The 18,574-nt window shown below is 65.5% G+C and carries 17 protein-coding genes; 12 read left to right on the top strand and 5 right to left on the bottom strand.

Features of this window, described 5'->3' with window-relative positions:
* The first annotated feature begins 33 nt into the window (after positions 1–33).
* Positions 34–1,165, top strand: a protein-coding gene (gene prfB, locus OGR47_RS00600; protein WP_165049705.1) for a peptide chain release factor 2 whose coding sequence is annotated in 2 segments (ribosomal slippage) — positions 34–102 and positions 104–1,165 — 1,131 coding nt in all. Because the reading frame shifts where the segments join, the coding sequence is not laid out codon by codon here.
* 129 nt (positions 1,166–1,294) lie between these two features.
* Here prfB and OGR47_RS00595 read toward each other — a convergent pair.
* The 3 genes from OGR47_RS00595 to OGR47_RS21765 all read right to left on the bottom strand — a co-directional run bounded on the left by OGR47_RS00595 (position 1,295) and on the right by OGR47_RS21765 (position 3,461).
* Positions 1,295–1,708 carry a PIN domain-containing protein gene (locus tag OGR47_RS00595; RefSeq protein ID WP_165049702.1) on the bottom strand — a complete coding sequence of 138 codons (414 nt, stop codon included), beginning with the start codon at positions 1,706–1,708 and terminating at the stop codon, positions 1,295–1,297.
* Positions 1,690–1,929: an antitoxin gene (locus tag OGR47_RS00590; protein ID WP_165049700.1), complete on the bottom strand. Its 240-nt coding sequence runs from the start codon at positions 1,927–1,929 to the stop codon at positions 1,690–1,692. Before OGR47_RS00590 ends, OGR47_RS00595 begins: the two co-directional genes overlap by 19 nt.
* A 68-nt stretch (positions 1,930–1,997) precedes the next feature.
* Positions 1,998–3,461: a M23 family metallopeptidase gene (locus OGR47_RS21765; protein ID WP_305801356.1), complete on the bottom strand. Its 1,464-nt coding sequence runs from the start codon at positions 3,459–3,461 to the stop codon at positions 1,998–2,000.
* Positions 3,462–3,660: 199 nt separating this feature from the next.
* On the opposite strand from OGR47_RS21765, the gene OGR47_RS00580 reads away from it, so the two are divergent.
* Both OGR47_RS00580 and msrA read left to right on the top strand, forming a co-directional pair.
* Entirely contained in the window at positions 3,661–3,990 is a 330-nt protein-coding gene (locus tag OGR47_RS00580; protein WP_246729584.1) for a hypothetical protein, read from the top strand.
* A gap of 22 nt (positions 3,991–4,012) precedes the next feature.
* The gene (gene msrA, locus OGR47_RS00575; RefSeq protein ID WP_165049698.1) at positions 4,013–4,663 is read left to right on the top strand and encodes a peptide-methionine (S)-S-oxide reductase MsrA; all 651 of its coding nucleotides are present in this window, start codon (positions 4,013–4,015) and stop codon (positions 4,661–4,663) included.
* 108 nt (positions 4,664–4,771) lie between these two features.
* Here msrA and mepA read toward each other — a convergent pair whose 3' ends face one another.
* A complete protein-coding gene (gene mepA, locus OGR47_RS00570; protein ID WP_165049849.1) occupies positions 4,772–5,680 on the bottom strand; it encodes a penicillin-insensitive murein endopeptidase in 909 nt (302 codons plus the stop codon).
* Between the two features lie 145 nt (positions 5,681–5,825).
* On the opposite strand from mepA, the gene OGR47_RS00565 reads away from it, so the two are divergent.
* From OGR47_RS00565 to OGR47_RS00540, 6 genes are all read left to right on the top strand, one after another.
* Positions 5,826–6,371, top strand: coding sequence for a L,D-transpeptidase (locus OGR47_RS00565; RefSeq protein ID WP_165049696.1), 546 nt, complete (start codon positions 5,826–5,828; stop codon positions 6,369–6,371).
* 141 nt (positions 6,372–6,512) lie between these two features.
* On the top strand, positions 6,513–8,003 hold the full coding sequence (locus tag OGR47_RS00560; protein ID WP_165049694.1) for an NAD(P)/FAD-dependent oxidoreductase: 1,491 nt from the start codon (positions 6,513–6,515) through the stop codon (positions 8,001–8,003).
* A gap of 2 nt (positions 8,004–8,005) precedes the next feature.
* Positions 8,006–8,455, top strand: coding sequence for a GtrA family protein (locus tag OGR47_RS00555; RefSeq protein WP_165049692.1), 450 nt, complete (start codon positions 8,006–8,008; stop codon positions 8,453–8,455).
* A gap of 25 nt (positions 8,456–8,480) precedes the next feature.
* On the top strand, positions 8,481–10,292 hold the full coding sequence (locus OGR47_RS00550) for a hypothetical protein (RefSeq protein WP_206527398.1): 1,812 nt from the start codon (positions 8,481–8,483) through the stop codon (positions 10,290–10,292).
* A 72-nt stretch (positions 10,293–10,364) separates the two neighbouring features.
* Positions 10,365–11,306 carry a hypothetical protein gene (locus OGR47_RS00545; RefSeq protein ID WP_165049847.1) on the top strand — a complete coding sequence of 314 codons (942 nt, stop codon included), beginning with the start codon at positions 10,365–10,367 and terminating at the stop codon, positions 11,304–11,306.
* A complete protein-coding gene (locus OGR47_RS00540; RefSeq protein WP_165049690.1) occupies positions 11,303–12,307 on the top strand; it encodes a heparan-alpha-glucosaminide N-acetyltransferase in 1,005 nt (334 codons plus the stop codon). The genes OGR47_RS00545 and OGR47_RS00540 overlap by 4 nt, the downstream gene beginning before the upstream one ends.
* Positions 12,308–12,437: 130 nt before the next feature.
* Here OGR47_RS00540 and ccrA read toward each other — a convergent pair whose 3' ends face one another.
* Complete coding sequence (gene ccrA / locus OGR47_RS00535) at positions 12,438–13,694, bottom strand: crotonyl-CoA carboxylase/reductase (protein ID WP_165049687.1); 1,257 nt, start codon at positions 13,692–13,694, stop codon at positions 12,438–12,440.
* A gap of 268 nt (positions 13,695–13,962) precedes the next feature.
* On the opposite strand from ccrA, the gene OGR47_RS00530 reads away from it, so the two are divergent.
* From OGR47_RS00530 to OGR47_RS00520, 3 genes are all read left to right on the top strand, one after another.
* Positions 13,963–14,421 carry a DUF2267 domain-containing protein gene (locus OGR47_RS00530; protein WP_165049685.1) on the top strand — a complete coding sequence of 153 codons (459 nt, stop codon included), beginning with the start codon at positions 13,963–13,965 and terminating at the stop codon, positions 14,419–14,421.
* A gap of 78 nt (positions 14,422–14,499) precedes the next feature.
* Entirely contained in the window at positions 14,500–16,488 is a 1,989-nt protein-coding gene (locus OGR47_RS00525; protein WP_165049683.1) for a protein meaA, read from the top strand.
* A 298-nt stretch (positions 16,489–16,786) separates the two neighbouring features.
* Complete coding sequence (locus tag OGR47_RS00520; protein WP_165049681.1) at positions 16,787–18,493, top strand: OFA family MFS transporter; 1,707 nt, start codon at positions 16,787–16,789, stop codon at positions 18,491–18,493.
* Positions 18,494–18,574 lie beyond the last annotated feature (81 nt).

The raw sequence follows: 18,574 nt of genomic DNA, 5'->3' as shown, positions 1-18,574 counted from the left end.
CCGCTCCCCAAGCTTTCCGAAAGACAAAAACCCATGCGCGCCGAGCCGCTTGCGCTCAAAGAACAGATCGAGCAGTCCATGGGACTGCTGAGGAGGCATCTTTGACGTCGAGACTGCAACCCGCCGTCTCGCCGAACTGAACGTCAAGGCCGAAGACCCCAATTTCTGGAACAACGCCGACGAAGCGCAGAAGCTCATGCGCGAACGCACCCAGCTCGAGGAGCAGATGGGCGCGATCGACAAGCTTGCGCGCGATCTCGAAGACGCGCTGACGCTCGTCGAGCTTGGCGAAGAAGCCGGTGACGAAACGACCGAGAAAGAGGGCGTCGAGGCGCTCAAGGTCCTTCTCAAGGAGGCCCAGCGCCGTCAGATCGAGGCGCTGTTCTCGGGCGAAGCCGACGGCAACGACACCTTCATCGAAATTCACTCCGGCGCCGGCGGCACCGAGAGCCAGGATTGGGCGCGCATGCTGTTCCGCATGTACGCCCGCTGGGGCGAGCGCAAGAAGTTCAAGGTCGAGGTGATCGAGGAGACCGCCGGCGAAGAGGCGGGCATCAAATCGGGCACGCTTCTGGTCAAGGGCCACAACGCCCATGGCTGGGCCAAGACCGAATCGGGCGTGCATCGCCTGGTGCGCATCTCGCCCTTCGACTCGAACGCCCGCCGCCATACGAGCTTCGCGTCGGTGTGGGTCTATCCGGTCGTGGACGACCGGATAGAGGTCAATATCAACGAGTCGGACTGCCGTATTGACACGTATAGATCGTCCGGCGCGGGCGGCCAGCACGTGAACACGACCGATTCGGCGATCCGCATCACGCATTTGCCGACCGGCATCGTCGTCGCCTGTCAGGCCGAGCGCTCGCAGCACAAGAACCGCGCGACCGCCTGGAACATGCTGCGCGCCCGCCTCTATGAGCGCGAGCTGGAAATGCGCGAGGCCGAGGCGAACAAGGTGGCCGCCAGCAAGACCGAGATCGGCTGGGGACACCAGATTCGCTCTTATGTTCTGCAGCCCTATCAGCTGGTGAAGGACCTGCGCACCGGCGTCACGTCGGGCACGCCCTCGGAAGTGCTCGACGGCGAGCTCGACGACTTCATGCAGGCTTCTCTCGCCCAGCGCATCTATGGCGGCGGCCCGGAGAAGGTGGAGGACGTGGAGTAACGCGAGGGCGACGGAACGGCCGACCCTCGTCAAGGCCGGGCTCGTCCCGGCCATGACGCTTCCGAGAGGCGTGACTCCCATAGCCCCGATGCGGGCCGGGTCGACAATCTCTATCGTGAGCCGCCTAGCCTAAATCGCCCAGCTTTCCAGCGAGAGGTCCGGCAAATCCTCGAAGTCGCGCGGCGCGAGCGTAATGAGGATTCGACCCTCTGCTATCGCCTGCGCCGCCACCATGCGGTCGAGCATGCGGCGTCTTTTGGGCTCGATTTTGCGCAGCATGGCGGCATAGGCCTCGGCCGCCGCGCGGTCGAAGGGGAGGATGTCGACGTTTTGCGCGAGCAATGCGACATTCTCGGCGAGCCTCGGGCTCTTTCCGGCGGTCGCCGCGCCGCCCACTAGCTCGCAATAAACCAGCGCCGGGATCGCAACGTCGGAAATCGACAGCCGAGACAGCTTGGCGAGCGTCGCCATCTCGCCGCTTGCCGCAGCGAAAACGACTGTTGCGTCCAAGAGATAACGGGGCGTCACTCGGCTTCGGTCCATTCGCGCCTCGGCGGCTTGAACTCCGGCGGATCCAGCGGCGGCGGCGCCGGGGCCAGGGCAAGACGAGAGACGAGCGTCTTCATATCGAGACGGGCGGGGCAAACGACGAGGCTTTCGCCCTGCCGGGTCACAATCACCTCCGACCCCTCGGGAAAAGCGATCTCGCGCGGCAAGCGCACCGCAAGACTATTGCCGGATTTGAAAACCTTCGTCGTGGCCATGGCGCGAGACTTCCAGCGCGGGCTGATTCTGTCAATACCTGTATGAACGTCGATACGCGTCTCTACGACTACTGGACAATGCCGCCCAGCGCGGAGGCGGCCTTGAGAAAGCGCGACGGATCGACCGCCTCGCCGTCGATGCGCACCTCATAATGAAGATGCGGGCCGGTGGAGCGTCCCGTGGAGCCGACGCGGCCGACGACGGCGCCGGGCCCGACCGGCTGGCCGGGGAAGACGTTGATCGCCGAGAGATGGCCGTAGCGGGTGGACATGCCGCCGCCGTGGTCGATCTCCACCAGATTGCCATAGCCGCCCTGCGGCCCGGCGACGCTGACGGTTCCCGCGGCGGTCGCCTTGACAGGGGCGCCATAGTCCTCGCGCAGATCGACGCCGCTATGCAGCGCCGGGCGTCCGAAGAAGGGGTCCGTGCGATAGCCGAAGGTCGAGGTGAGCTGGAGCTCGCCTGTAAGCGGCTTGCGCAATGGCGTTGTCGGCAGCGCGCGGCGCAGGCCGTCGAGCGTCGCGACAGCCGATTGCGCAGCGGCGAGATCGCGTTCGAACAAACTGTCGGTCGCGCGCGCAGGGGCCGCGACGAACGGGCCGCCGACCGCCAGCGCGGCGTCCTTGTGCCGGGGCTTGATGTAGCGATCGACGGAAACGCCCGCGATGTCGAAAGCCTGCCGCAGGCGGGTCGCGGCCTCAAGGGCGGGGCGCACGATGCCGGAAAGACGGCGCGCCTGATCCCGCTCGACGTGATCGAGCGAGACGGCGAGGCTTTCGAGGCGCAGGGGCATGGGTGCGCCGGGATCGGCGGCGTGCGCGAGCGCGAGCGACGGCGTAGCTGTCCGCGGAGCCATCGAGGTGTCGATGGGCCCGCGCTCGTCGCGCTTGGGCGCGGCGCCGGGCGGCGCGAGCGGCAGCGGCTTCGATTCGTCGCCGAGCCGCAGCTCGAGCCCCTCGGGTGCGGGCTTTGGCGCGTAGCCCAGCGGAGCCTCTTCCGTGGCGCCCTTCTGGCCGTTGATCCCGGCGGAAATGGGCGGCGCCTTTGCGAGCGGCAGGCCCGCCTTTACCGCACTCAGAGCCGAAGGCTCGCGGGCGGCCGGCGTCACCAACGTAACTCCGGCGTCGCTGGAAATGGTGCGTTCAAGCAGCTGGGCGACAACGGCGGCGCGCGTCTCGAGCTGCGCCTGCCGGACAACCAGATTTTGAACCTTCCCCTCGACGCTGTCCTGGTCGATGAACTGCCGGCTCGCGAGCTGGTCGAGGCGCAGCCGCAAAGCGGCGATCCGATCCTCATAGGCGTATTGCATCTGTGTGTGGCGATCGATCAGGCCGGCGAGCAGCTCGTCGCGGAAGATCAAATAGGCGGCGGCGCCGACGACCGTGGCCACGAGAAGGGCGGCGACCGCGCCGCCGGCCACGAGCGCCGAAAGCGACAGGCGAAACTTGCGCCTGAAATGGCCGCGCGACACCTCGAGGGTATAGTCGCCAGACGCGTCGACAAAGGGGAAGGACTGGTTACGGCTGCGCATTTTGGTTCCGGCGGAGCGGAGGGCGCTCCGTTGAAGCGGCCGGCGAACGTCCGCTCGAGGGCGTTCCGGCCTCTGCGCCAATCAGAACCTATTAAGGTTAATGCTTCGCCAAAGCGCCCAAAGTCGCGGCGCCTCAAATAGGATCGCCCGTGGCGGAAATGGAACTGGCGCCGCGTGGACAGAGGCGCGCCATGCACTTATGGTTGGGCATATGCTGCGCCTCGTGACCCGCTTCCTCGGACTGCTGCTACTCGCCGGAGGATTCATCGCCCTCATTGTCGACGGCACGCGCTCGATCGCGGGCGGGTCGCTTTTGGTCACGTCGCTGCGCAGCGGCCTCGCGGACTCTTTCCCGTCGCTCTATCGGTCGTTGGAATCGAACATCCAAGCGAAATCGGCCTCTCTATGGGACCCCGTAGCGACCACGCTGCTCCTTCTGCCGGTGAGCGTCGCCCTCGGCGGCCTGGGGGCCTTCTTCATTATCTTCAGCCATAAGCGCGAGGCGTCGAATCGCTATTGGCGCCGCTGAATGGCGCGTTATTCTTCGAAGCATGTCTCTCTTCGACAAGCTCGACCTCGCCCGGCGGCTGGGGCCGATCCCGGACCGCGAAACGCCCGTTCCACATGGCGCGCGCCATTTCGTCACTGGCGCGTCGCTCGATCCGCCCTTTCCGGCCGGGACCCAGCAGGTTCTTTTCGGCATGGGCTGCTTCTGGGGCGCCGAGCGCAAATTCTGGCAGGCGGGCGAGGGGGTTCACGTCACCGCCGTCGGCTACGCGGGCGGAACGAGCAAGAACGCCACTTACGAAGACGTCTGCACCGGCAGGACCGGCCATGCGGAGGTCGTTCTGGTGGTCTACGACCCGGCCAGGATGTCTTTCGAGAGCCTTTTGCGGATTTTCTGGGAGAGCCACGATCCGACCCAAGGCATGCGCCAGGGCAATGACGTCGGGACCCAATATCGCTCGGTCATCTACACCTCGACGCCCGAGCAGCTCGCGGCGGCGGAGGCCTCGAAGGCTTCGTATCAACAGGTATTGACCAGGGCCGGCTACGGCCCGATCACCACGGAAATCCGGCCCGCGCCGCTGTTTTATTATGCGGAGGCCTACCACCAGCAATATCTCGCCAAGAACCCGAGCGGTTATTGCGGGCTCGGCGGCACCGGGGTCTCCTGCCCTGTCGGAACCGGGGCGGGCTGACCGCCACGCCACCCGCCGTTATTGCGAGGAGCAAAGCGACGAAGCAATCCAGGGCAGCTATAGCGGCTCTGGATTGCTTCGCTTCGCTCGCAATGACGGGAGTCGGCGTCACTCCGCCCGCAGCACCTGCTGGCAGGCCGTGGGCAAGGCCGCCATGGTCATGGGCGGCCAGGATTTCGTCGATTTCTTCGGGTGCAGCGCCTCGTCCGTGAACCACCAGGCCAGCGACTGATCGCAGCCGTCGCCGGCAGGCGTCGGGTCCTGATCCTTGCAGCTCGAGCCGTCGGGGCAGAAGAGCCGGACGTGGAAATGGTAATTGTGCCCCCACATGGGGCGCACCTTGCGCATCCAGGATTCGCCCTCCGCGACGCGGCATAGGGCGCGCTTGATCGCCGGGTTGACGAAAATGCGCTGTACCTTTGGCTCCATCGCCGCAGCGCGAATGAGCGCGATGTGTCCCTCGCTCCAGACGTTCGGCTTCACGTCGAGGAGATCCTCGCGCACGACGTCGGTCGCCGACATCTCCTCGCGCTCGGCGCGGGTGAGCTCGCGCCTGGGCATCGGCGAGAGCCAGATATCGGCGTCGAGGCCGATCTGGTGCGAGGCGTGGCCGGTCAGCATCGGTCCGCCGCGCGGCTGCGACATGTCGCCGACGAGAAGGCCCGGCCAGCCCGCGGCCTGCGCCGCCTTGGCCGAGAAATTCTCCAGGAAGCGGACGAGCTCCGGATGGCCCCAATTGCGGTTGCGCGAGAGGCGCATGACCTGCCAATGCGGGCCGTTGACGGGGAGTTGTTCTCCACCCGCCAGGCAGCCGCGCGAATAAAAACCGATCGGGTCCGGCTCGAGCGGCGCGCTGTCCGCCGCCCGGCCGAAGAGCTCCTTCGCCGGGGTCGTGGGGGCGGAAGGATTGGCGAGCGGCGGCAGAGGCTTCGGGTCGAGCGTTCCCTTGTCTTGAGCGGCGCCTGCGCCCGCCAGGGTCAGCGCCAACAGCGTCGTCACAAGTCTAAATGCGCGCATTTCTCTCACCGTCTTGTCTTGCTGACGCACGCTCGCCCTCTTTTAGGTTATCATCCCCTGTCAACCTTACCGGTCCATTTACGTTGCCGTTCGAACATCATTGCGGCACAATCTCGACAATAAGTGTTTTCTTGGAGTGGGCGTCATGCGTTTGAGAATCATCTTGCTGGCTGTGGCGGCCTTTTTCATGTCCTTCGGCCTGGCCCACGCTACCGCGAACATCCACATCGATTTGTCGACGCAGACCATGCATGTCGACTCGAACGAGGGCAGCTACAGCTGGCCTGTCTCGACGGCGCGGGCCGGCTATGCGACGCCGCGCGGCTCCTATGCGCCGACCGGCATGCAGCGGATGCATTATTCCCGCAAATACCACATGTCGCCCATGCCCTACTCGATCTTCTTTCGCGGCGGCTACGCTATCCATGGCACCTACGCCACCGGCGCCTTGGGACGCCCCGCGTCGCATGGCTGCGTGCGCCTCGCGCCCGGCAACGCCAAGCGGCTCTATGAGATTGTGCAGGCGGAAGGAGGCAGCATTTCGATCACGGGCGCGCCGCCGGTGCGCGCCACCCGCTACGCCAGCCTGCGGCGCCATCACGCGCACGCCATGGCCTATGCGCCTGTCCGTCATCACCATTATGGCACGGTTCGCAGCTGGCAGGAGCAACCCTTCGCGCCAATGTGGTGAGTGCGCGCGCCCGCGCGTAACGTTAACGTAACTGCCCATTAACGGCCCTAAACCAGAATGCTTGCCGGGCGGCGGCCCCCATGTGGGTCCGCTTCAGGCAAGGGCTCCCGCCGCGGCGAGGAGCCCGACTTCAGGGCTGGCATGGGCGAGATTATCGAAACGATCATCATCGGGGCCGGCCCTGCCGGTTTGACGGCAGGATATACGCTCGCAAAACACGGGCGCGACGCATTGGTGCTGGAGCAGGACCCGACCTATGTCGGCGGCATTTCGCGCACGGCGAGCTACAAGGGTTTCCTGTTCGACATCGGCGGGCATCGTTTCTTCTCCAAGTCGAAGGAGATCGTCGACCTCTGGAACGAGATCCTGCCCGATGATTTTCTGGAGCGGCCGCGCCTGTCGCGTATCTATTACCGGGGGAAGTTCTACGCCTATCCGCTGAAAGCCTTCGAGGCGCTGAGGAATCTCGGCCTTTTCGAAAGCGCCTTGTGCATGGCCTCCTTCGCCTGGGCCAAGGCCTTCCCGGTCAAGGAGCCCAAGACCTTCCACCAGTGGGTGCGCAATCAGTTCGGCGAGCGGCTCTTCGGCATCTTCTTCAAGACCTACACCGAGAAAGTGTGGGGCATGGGCTGCGACGAGATTTCCGCCGATTGGGCGGCGCAGCGCATCAAGGGGCTTTCGCTGAGCGCGGCGATCATGGACGGCTTGCGCCGTTCGCTTGGCCTGCGCAAGGCCGGGGCCGGCGCCAAAACACTGATCGAGAGCTTCCGCTATCCGCGCCGCGGTCCCGGCATGATGTGGGAGGCCTGCGCCCGCAAGATGCAGGAGATGGGCGGACGTCTCCTCATGGGCCGAAGCGTCGACCAAATCCACTACGACGCGGCGTCCAGGCTCTGGACCGTGCGCGCCGCAAAGCCGAATGGCGACGTTGAAACCTTCCATGCACGCCACGTGATGTCGTCGGCGCCGATGCGCGATCTGATGAACGCCGTCGAGCCCAAGCCCTTGAGCCTCTTCAACGCCCGCGCCCTCAAATATCGCGACTTCCTGACCGTGGTGCTGATCGGGCGCCCGCAGAAGGAGCTGCCCGACAATTGGGTTTATATCCACGACCCTTCCGTGAAGGTCGGCCGGGTGCAGAACTTCAGGAGCTGGTCGCCCGAGATGATCGCCGACGGCGTCTCCACCTGCCTCGGGCTCGAATATTTCTGCTTCGAGGGCGACGGGCTCTGGGCCGCGCCCGATGAGGAGCTGATCGCGCTCGCCAAGGGAGAGATCGGCCAGATCGGGCTTATGGACCCCGATGACGTGGTGGACGCCTGCGTCGTGCGTCAGGCCAAGGCCTATCCGGTTTACGACGACGCTTACGCCGAGAATGTCGAGACGATCCGCCGCGAGATCGCCGCGCGCTTCCCGACGCTGCATCCGATCGGCCGCAATGGCATGCACAAATATAACAATCAGGACCACGCCATGATGACTGGCATGCTCGCCGCGCTCAACATCATTCGCGGCGAAGAGACCTTCGACATCTGGCGGGTCAATGAGGACGCCGAATATTCCGAGGCGGGCGTCGCGGGAGCCGAGGAAGCGCTGGCGAGCGAACGGCTCGTGCCGCAAAAGGTGGCGTGACCATGTCGCTTCTGACGGATGCGCATGGCGCGCTCGCTGTGGGCCTGGCGCCGGGACGTCTCCTGCGCTTTGTGCGCGACATGATCCGCTATGCGGCGGCGAGCGTCTTTGCTTTGGCGCTGGATTACGCAGTCCTGATGTCGCTCACGAAAGGCTTCGGCGTCGGCTATCTGCAGGCCGCCGCCGCGGGCTTTCTTTCCGGCCTCTGCCTGATCTATCTCCTCAGCATCCGCTTCGTCTTCGAGGGACGGCGCGCCCGCGCGCCGCGCGTCGAGATTTTCGGCTTTCTGGTCACGGGCGTCATCGGCCTCCTGCTGACCGAGGCCCTCATGCGCCTCTTCGTCGGAGAGTTCGGCCTGCCGCTCTCGATCGCCAAGGCGGCGACGGCGGGCTTCGTCTTCATGTTCAATTTCGTCTCGCGCCGGGGCCTGCTGTTCAAAGCCGAGATATGAGCGCCCGACGCTCTAAGGATGCACGATGACCGATCTCGCCACGCCTGATGCGCGGAGCGCCGCGGGCCGCCAAGCGGCGACGGACTTCGGCTTCCCGTCCGGCCTCGTGCTTGCTCTTTCGCTTCTCTGCGCGGCGGCGCTGTCCTTCTCGCGCACTGAGGCCGTCTGGCGCACGGGCGCCTTTTTCGATTCCGACGACGCTATGCGGGCCGTGCAGCTACGTGATTTCCTCGCGGGCCAGCCCTGGTTCGACGTGACCGCCTATCGCCTCGATCCGCCGGGTGGGCTGCCGATGCATTGGTCGCGGATCGTCGACGTTCCGCTCGCCGGGCTCGATCTGCTCTTTTCGCGCTTTCTCGCGCCGGAATATGCGGAGCGGGCGACGCGGCTCGTCTTTCCCTTCCTTTTGCTCGCCGCGCTTTTCGCGGTCGTCGGCTGGCTCGCGGCCATTCTCTCCGGCCCCCGCGCGCGAAGCCTCGCGATTTGGCTCGCCATGCTCTCGGGGGCGATGTTTCTGCAATTCACGCCGGGCCGCATCGACCATCATGCGCCCCAGATCGTCACATTGGCGGCGTCGCTCTGCTTTTTTCTGCAAGGCCTCGATGGGAAGCAGGCGAGCCGCCTCGCCGCCAGCGCGGCGCTGATGGCGCTCTCTTTCGCGATCAGCCTCGAAAACCTGCCCTTCTTCGCCGTGATTGTGGCGGCGCTTCCCTTGCTTTTCGTCTTCGAGGGCGCGGCGGCGCGGGGGCGGCTTCTGTGGTTTGCCGGCGGCGTCCCCGTCGCCTTTCCCGCCTTCTACGTGACCACTGTTCCGAGCGTCCGTTATTTCGCTTCCGTTTGTGACACCTTCTCTTTCGCGCATATCGCCGCGCTTGGCGTTGGCGCCGCGTCGCTCATTGCGCTGGCTTTGGCCGCTCCGTGGCTCCCGACTTTCCGCGCTCGCCTTCTCGCAGCGGGCGGGGCCGGACTCGTAACGCTTTCGAGCGTCCTCCTGCTTGCGCCCCATTGCCTCGGCGATCCGCTCGTGGGGCTCGATCCTCTGATACGGGATCTCTGGCTTTCCCATGTGGCCGAGGCGAAGCCGCTTTTTGCGCTCTTCCCCAAAGCGCCCGGCCTTGTCGTCGCCACCGCCGCGCCCGTCGCGCTCGGACTCGCGGCCGCGGCCGCCTTCGCTTGGCGCGCGCAGGGCCTCGCGCGGCGGCGCTGGCTGCTCACAGCCGCTCTTGTCGCGGTGGGCCTTGCGGCGGGTCTCTGGCAGCTACGGGTTTTCTCGTCCGTGACGCCGCTGGCGATGGCGCCGCTCGCCGCCGCCATCGTTGCACTGGGCGAACGCTTGCGCGTGAGCGCCGCGCTACGCGCCCCCCTCGCCGCCTTCCTTGCGCTCCTCGTTTCGCCGATCGGCCTCGCGCTGGCGCTGCCCTCGGGGGACGATAGCGAGGCGGATGGCGAGCGCGCCTGCCTGACGCCGCAAGCGCTCGCCCCGCTCGCTGCGCAGCCCCCGGCGCGCGTCCTCGGCTCCTTCGATTTCGGCAGCCATATTCTCGCCCATACGCCGCACAGCGTTTTTGCGGCGCCCTATCATCGCGACAATCACGGCAATCTCCTCGCCGCCAACGCCTTCATGGCCCCGCCCAATGAGGCCGAGGCGCTGTTGCGCGAAGCGGGCGCGGGGCTCGTTGTATGGTGCGCGCGCGCCAAGGCGCCCTCGTCACTCGTTTCCGCTGCGCCGGACGGGCTCGCCGCCATGCTTGCGCGGGGCGATTTTCCAGCATGGCTGGAGCGCAAGTCGGCCAATAACGCGCCTCTCCTTGTTTTCGCCTTGAGAGCCGTGAAATAAGCGGCGCAACACTCCTGTCGCGAACACCTTCGAGGAAGCCCCGTGACGTCTTTCGATCGCCGCCGATTTCTCATGGGCGCCGGCGCGCTCGCCGCTACGCCCGCTTTCGCCCAGCCCTCGGCGCAGGAACAGCTCGACGAGCTGCAAGTGCGCGTCGAGAACAAATCCGTGCAGGAGCTCTGCGCCGAGAAGGACAATATCGAGCTCGACTTCGTCTCGCCGCGCATCCGGGGCCTGCAAATACAGGCGGTCCATCCGTCCTACATCAATACGATCGTTTCGGACCGCTGGGCGCCCGACTGGTCGAGCTGCGACCTCTCCCATGATCCGAAATTCTTCGCCCAGGCGCGCCGGCGCACTTTCTGGGAGACGCCGGAATTCTGGATGACCGGCTACACCTTCCCCTCCTTTTGGCGGCCCAACGACGTGCCGATCCGCATCGGCGACCAGGTGGAGACGGGCTTCCATCTCATCCAGGTTTGGATGTGGTATCGCGAGCGCGCCGAGGAGATCATGGTCTTCTATCCGCCGGACGGCTATTGGCGCGCCCGGCCGCTGCCCTTCGAGGATATGCGCTGGACCGCCTATGGCTCCTCCTTCCTCGTCGGCCCCGTCGAGACGCAGGAACGCCCGATCGTCGCTTATGAGGAGATCGTCTTCGATCCGAAGACGCGCAGCTTCACGCTGAAATTCAAGCGTGGCGGCGAGGCGAAAGTCTCTTTGAAGAGCATCGATCAGGAGCGGCTCACGCTCGATGTCTCCTTCGACGATGCAATCGCGGGCGGGCGGCCCTTCGCGGCGCTGCGCTCGATGTATGCGATGGAGACGATGAGCGACGCGGCGATCGTCGCCTGGCGCTCGAAACGCGGCAAGGGTTGGGCGGAAGCCCCGGTCATCGACTTCCCCGGCGCCAGCGCCACGGAAGTCTGGGTCGGACGGCATCTGCCCTCGCGCCACAATCTCTCGGCGCCGGATATGGTGTTCAGCAAGTTCCAGGGCGTTACGGGCAAATGACCGTCGGGCGCTGGGGCGCGCTCGACGCCGCGCGCGGCCTCGCCGTGCTGGCGATGGTCGCCTTTCACCTCACCTGGGATCTCGGCCATTTCGGCTATATCGCCGCGTCGATCCCATGGTCGGCGCCGGTGAAGGCCTTCGGCCATGCGATCGCCTTTTCGTTTCTTTTCATCGCCGGCGTGTCGCTCGCGCTGGCGCACCGCAACGGGGTGCAGTGGCGGGCCTTCTGGCGGCGCTTCGCCATCGTCGCCGGCGCGGCGGGACTGGTGAGCGTCGGCACTTATATCGTCTTCCCGAGCGCCTTCGTCTTTTTCGGCATTCTTCACTGCATCGCGGCGGCGAGCCTGCTCGCGGTCGGATTTCTCTTCCTGCCCTGGCCTGCAGCGCTGGTTGCGGGCGTCCTGTTTTTCGCCGCGCCGCATGTTTTGGCTGCGCCGGCCTTCAATTCGAGCTGGCTGCAATGGCTCGGGCTCTCGACCACCGAGCCGTACACACAGGACTGGCGTCCGTTCTTTCCCTGGGCCGGGGCGATGATTTTGGGCGTCGGGGCGGGGCGGCTGATCGTTCGCCGCCTTTATGGGGAGAAGGCGGGGGGGGATGAGGGGAAGCCGGTCGAGACCTCGGTCGAGGCGGGACTGCCCCCGGCGTGGCTGGCGCGGCAAGCCCCCACCCCTCTCGCTGCGCGAAAAGAAAAGGCTTGGCTAGCCTATGCGGGCCGCAACAGCCTACTGATCTATCTTGTGCACCAGCCCATGCTCTTCGCGGTTTTCACCGGCCTCGTCATGATTGCGCCGCCGCAGGAGCCAGCCAGCAGTTTTGTCGCCGAATGCGTCAGAAGCTGTCGCGAAGAGGGCGCCGAGCAGGGCTTCTGCCACGACGCCTGCGTCTGCACGGCCGAGGAGGCGACGCGCAGTCAGGCGCTCGTTGGCGTGACGGACGACGCCGAACGGGGGAAGCGGCTGAGAGAGATCGCTGGAAAGTGCATCGCGGCGCAGAAATAGGGAGCGGTGAACGCTAGCGAGAGCTATCGATCCCCTTCACGGCTGCGGGAGTCCGTCATGGCCGGGACGAGCCCGGCCATGACGAAGTAGGTTGCCCCTTATGGGGAGGGTGGCCCCGCGTAAGCGGGGTTCACTTCTTCTTGTTATAGGCCTCGACCACGTCCTCGACCGTATGCAGGCCAGGCTCGGGGGCGTTGACCAGCACGGCCATATTGCCGGGGGCGTGCTCGTTCTTCCACATCTTCATATGCGCCAGCGGGATCTTGTCCCAGGCGAAGACCTCCGACATGCAGGGGTCGACGCGGCGGTCGATCACGAACTGGTTGGCGGCGGCCGCCTGTTTCAGATGCGCGAAATGCGAGCCCTGAATGCGCTTCTGGCGCATCCACACATAGCGGGCGTCGAAGGTGATGTTGAAGCCCGAGGTGCCGGCGCAGAACACCACCATGCCGCCGCGCTTGGCGACGAGGCAGGAGACCGGGAAGGTCGCCTCGCCCGGATGTTCGAAGACGATGTCGACGTCCTTCTTGCCGGTGATGTCCCAGATCGCCTTGCCGAATTTACGCGCTTCCTTGGTCCACTCGACATATTCGGGCGAGTTGACCTTGGGCATCAGGCCCCAGCACTTGAAATCCTTGCGGTTGATCACGCCCTTGGCGCCGAGCGACATCACGTAATCGCGCTTGGATTCGTCCGAGATCACGCCGATGGCGTTGGCGCCGGAGGCGGCGCAAATCTGCACCGCGAAGACGCCGAGGCCGCCCGAGGCGCCCCACACCAGCACATTGTGGCCAGGCTTCAGCTCATGCGGCTCATGGCCGAAGAGCATGCGATAGGCGGTGGCGAGCGTCAGCGTGTAGCAGGCCGATTCTTCCCAAGTGAGATGCTTGGGGCGCTGCATCAGCTGGCGGTCCTGCACGCGGCAGAACTGGGCGAAGGAGCCGTCCGGCGTCTCATAGCCCCAGATGCGCTGCGAGGCCGAGAACATCGGATCGCCGCCATTGCACTCCTCGTCGTCGCCGTCGTCCTGATTGCAGTGGACGATGACCTCGTCGCCGACCTTCCAGCGCTTCACCTTGGAGCCGACGGCCCAGACGATGCCCGCCGCGTCGGAGCCGGCGATATGATAGGGGTGCTTGTGCGCGTCGAGGACCGAAATCGGCTCGCCGAGCGCCGCCCAGACGCCGTTGTAATTGACGCCGGCCGCCATCACGAGGACGAGCACGTCATGGCTGTCGAGCTCCCAGGTCGGCACGACCTCGAGCTGCATCGCCTGATCCGGCGGGCCGTGACGCTCCTTGCGCACCACCCAGGCGTACATGTTCTTGGGAACATGGCCGAGCGGCGGAATTTCACCCAACTCGTAAAGATCTTTTTTATCGGTCAACGTCGCGTCTCCTCGGGCGCTTCTTTCGTCTCGGCGGCCCGTCGGTCGAATTTCCTTCAGGGATGACGGCCTCTTCGCGGTCGCCGTCCCGCCGGGCGCATTCATATACGGGGAATTCTTTGGGGTGAAGCTCCCCTTAAAGCGCCGTTCAGAGACTTAACTAAGGCGACCGGACGCCCGCCCCAGCTTGCGGGCGCGCGGGCGACGCATAATTCTGGACGTTGGGGCAGATTGGGCGCGGGGCGAAGGCTTTTGAAAGGCGCGCGTCATGAGCGACACCCAGGTATCCGCGCTCGATCACACGGTTCAGCTGACCAATGTCTGGCTCAAATGCCTGGCGGAGGATCACAAGCTGGGCGACCGACCGCACGCCTATGGCGCGCTGCGCGCCGTGCTCCATGCGCTTCGCGACCGGCTGACCCCGGAACAGGCGATGCATCTCGGCGCGCAGCTTCCGATGCTGGTGCGCGGGCTTTACTTCGAAGGCTATCGGCTCGCCGACAAGCCGGACGTCCAACGCCGGGTCGAGCAATTCGAGGAGAGGATCGCGCGCGAGCTGCTGCCGGGCTTCCCTCTAAGCCCCGGCGCCGCCGCGCGGGCGGTCTTTGCGGTGATGTGGCGGGAGCTGGATTTCAACGAAACCGCGAAGGTCGTCTCGGACCTGCCGATGCCGCTGCGCGAGCTGTGGCCGGAGGAGGCGCAGAAGCAGGCGAAGGCGCGGGAGTGAGGGTTTCCGCGGCGCTGGTCTAAGCCCTGACTTGTCAAAACGCCCCTCTGTGCTATCGCAGCGGCGAGGAGGAACCCGATGAACGACAAGTCTGCCGAGAAGACCCGGAACGCTGGCCGCGATAAGCCCTGGATGTTCCGCACCTACGCCGGTCACTCGACCGCCGAGGCGTCGAACCGGCTCTATCGCTCCAATCTCGCCAAGGGCCAGACGGGTCTTTCCATCGCCTTCGATCTGCCCACGCAAACCGGCTACGACAGCGACCACATCCTCTCGCGCGGCGAGGTCGGCAAGGTCGGCGTGCCGGTCTCGCATCTCGGCGACATGCGCACCCTCTTCGACGGCATCCCTCTGGCCGAGATGAACACGTCGATGACCATCAACGCCACCGCCGTGTGGCTGATGGCGCTCTATATCGCCGCCGCCGAGGAGCAGGGCGCGCCGCGCGCCAAGCTGCAGGGCACGACGCAGAACGACATCATCAAGGAATATCTCTCGCGCGGCTCTTATGTCTTCCCGCCGAAGCAGTCGCTGCGCCTGACGCAGGACCTCATTCTCTTCACCACGAAGGAATGTCCCAAGTTCAACCCGATGAACGTCTGCTCCTACCATCTGCAGGAAGCGGGCGCGACGCCGGCCCAGGAGCTCGCCTATGCGCTGGCCACCGCCGTGGCGATCCTCGACGGCGTGAAAGCCGCCGGTCTTTCAGAGGCGGATTTCGGCCAGGTCGTCGGCCGCATCTCCTTCTTCGTCAACGCCGGCATGCGCTTCGTCACGGAACTCTCCAAGATGCGCGCCTTCACCGAGCTGTGGGAGGAGATCACCCGCGAACGCTATGGCGTGAAGGACGAGAAGCTACGCCGCTTCCGCTATGGCGTGCAGGTCAATTCGCTGGGCCTCACCGAGCAGCAGCCGGAAAACAACGTCTATCGCATTCTCATCGAGATGCTGGCGGTGGTGCTCTCCAAGAACGCCCGCGCCCGCGCCGTGCAGCTTCCCGCCTGGAACGAGGCGCTCGGCCTGCCGCGTCCCTTCGATCAGCAATGGTCGCTGCGCATGCAGCAGATCATGGCCTATGAGACCGACCTTCTGGAATATGGCGACATCTTCGACGGCAACCCGGAGATCGCCCGCAAGGTCGCCGAGCTGAAGGAAGAGGCCAAGGCCGAGCTGAAGAAGATCGACGCGCTGGGCGGCGCCGCGGCGGCCGTCGAGATCGGCTATATGAAGTCGAAGCTCGTGGAGTCCAACACCGCGCGCCTCGAGGCGATCGAGGCCGGCGAGCAGACCGTCGTCGGCGTCAATAAATTCACCTCGACCGAGCCGTCGCCGCTCGCCACCGGGGAAGATTCGATCATGGTCGTGCCGGAGGGCGTCGAGGCCGAGCAGATCGCGCGGCTCGAGGCCTGGCGCGCGGCCCGTGACAACAAGGCGGCGCAGGCCGCCATCGAGGAGCTTGTCCGCGCCGCCAAGGAAGGCCGCAACATGGTCGAACCGTCGATCGCCGCCGCCAAGGCGGGCGTGACGACAGGCGAATGGGGCAATGTTTTGCGCGGCGTCTTCGGCGAATATCGCGCGCCGACGGGCGTTTCCTCCACCGCGCGCCAGGTCGGCGGCCAGCTCGACGTGGTGCGCGGCGAGGTCGAGCGCGTCTCGCAGAAGATCGGCAAGCGCGCGAAATTCCTGGTCGGCAAGCCGGGCCTCGACGGCCATTCGAACGGCGCCGAGCAGATCGCCGTGCGCGCGCGGGACGCGGGCTTCGACGTGATTTATGCTGGCATCCGCTCCACCCCGGCCGAGCTGGTCGAGACTGCGAAAAAGGAGGGCGCGCATTGCATCGGCCTTTCCATCCTCTCGGGCTCGCATGTGACGCTCGCCCATGAGGTGATGCGGCTGATGAAAGAGGAGGGCGTCTCGGCGCCGCTCGTCGTCGGCGGCATCATCCCGCCGGCGGATGAGAAGCTCCTGCTCGAATCGGGTGTGGCGGCGGTCTATACGCCCAAGAACTACGACCTCAACGTCATCATGACCGACCTCGCGCGCATCATCGAGAAAACGGTGGCGTAAGGCCCCCTCCCCAACCCTCCCCCGCTATCGCGGGAGAGGGAGTAGGCCCGGGCTCAAGCGGGAAATCGCTACTTCTCGGGACCAGCAATCTTGGCAAAAGCGACGCTCTACCCCCTCTCCCGCGAAGCGGGGGAGGGCTAAGGAGGGGGCATCCCTCGCCTACCCGCCTTTTCGCGGGCTCAAAAGCTCCCGCTTCATTGATCAATCTTTCGCGGCGCGATATGAAGCAAGCCACCAAGCGCCTTTGCTTTTCATTCGCGTCAATTCGGCGCCATCCCGCGCCGTGAAAGGTCGAGAGATGGACGTCGCTGTTGCGCCGCAACCAAGTTTCCTGAGCCGCGAGCGCTCCATCGCTTCGCCGACGTTCAACCGCTGGCTCGTTCCGCCAGCCGCCCTCGCCGTGCATCTTTGCATCGGCATGGCCTATGGCTTCTCGGTCTTCTGGCTGCCGCTGTCACGCATCGTCGGCGGCGCGGCGCCGAAGGAATGCCCGGCCGACATGGGCTTCTTCCAGACGATCGTCGCAACCAATTGCGACTGGAAGATCAGCATGCTGGGCTGGACCTTCACGCTGTTCTTCGTTCTGCTCGGCTCCTCGGCGGCGATCTTCGGCCATTGGCTGGAGACGGCCGGCCCCCGTAAAGCCGGCCTCGCCGCTTCCTTCTGCTGGTGCGGCGGCCTGCTGATCTCGGCGCTGGGCATTTACCTTCACCAGATCTGGATGCTCTGGCTCGGCTCCGGCGTCATCGGCGGCGTCGGCCTCGGTCTGGGCTATATCTCGCCCGTCTCGACGCTCATCAAATGGTTTCCCGACCGGCGCGGCCTCGCGACCGGCCTCGCCATCATGGGCTTCGGCGGCGGCGCCATGATCGGCGCGCCGCTCGCGGATCGGTTAATGGGCTATTTCGCGACGCCGACCTCGCCCGGCGTCTGGCAGACCTTCGTGGCGCTCGCCGGCATTTATTTCATATTCATGGTCAGCGGCTCGCTGGGCTATCGCGTGCCGGCCGACGGTTGGGCGCCCAAGGGTTGGACGCCGCCGGCGCCCGCCGCCAACGCCATGGTCACCCATCGCCACGTCCATCTCGACGTCGCCTGGAAGACCCCGCAATTCTGGCTGCTCTGGGGCGTGCTCTGCCTCAATGTCTCGGCCGGCATCGGCGTGCTCGGCATGGCGTCGCCCATGTTGCAGGAGGTCTTCGGCGGCAGGCTCATCGGCCTCGACCTCGGCTTCGACGCCTTGAACGCCGACCAGAAGAAGCAGATCGCCGCCATCGCCGCCGGCTTCACCGGCCTCCTGAGCCTGTGTAACATCGGCGGGCGCATTGGCTGGGCCTCGGCCTCCGACGCCTTCGGCCGCAAGGGCACCTATGCGATCTTCTTCGTGCTCGGCCTGGGCCTCTACGCCGCCGCGCCTTTCGCAGCGAAGGGCGGATTGATCTTCCTGTTCGTTCTGCTCTTCGCCGTCATCATCACCATGTATGGCGGCGGCTTCGCGACTATTCCGGCGTATCTCGCGGATATTTTCGGCACGCATTACGTCGGCGCCATTCACGGCCGGCTGCTCACCGCCTGGTCGACGGCGGGCGTGCTCGGCCCGGTGCTGGTGAACTACATCCGCGAATATCAGCTTTCGATCGGCGTGCCGCGCGAGGCTGCCTACAACCAGACAATGTATGTGCTCGCCGCCCTGCTGCTGGCGGGGCTCGTCTGCAATCTCCTCGTTCGGCCGGTCGCCGAGAAATATTATATGACCGATGAAGAGGTCGCGGCCGAGAAGAAGACCAGCGTCGCTGCGGTGAAGCAGGAAGAGGAAGAGACCCACGCCGATTTCGAGGATTTCCTCGAGGAGGGGCTGGAGCCCCACGATCCTGTTGCCCCGATCGCCAGCCGCGCGGCGCCCCACCTGTCGCCGGTCCTGATCCTCTCCTGGCTCGCGGTCGGCATTCCGCTCGCCTGGGGCGTGTCCATCACGCTGTTGAAAGCGATGGCGCTGTTCAAATAAGCCGGATTTAGCGGCGCGCGCGGGGGCCTTTCGCTTGCCCCCATTTCTCTTGCCCCCGTTGCGCCGCGTTTTCTTTCCATT

This window comes from Methylocystis sp. MJC1 (assembly GCF_026427715.1).
GTDB lineage: Bacteria > Pseudomonadota > Alphaproteobacteria > Rhizobiales > Beijerinckiaceae > Methylocystis.
The sequence above is the reverse complement of the archived record's forward strand: the minus strand, read 5'-3'. Positions and strand labels throughout refer to the sequence as shown.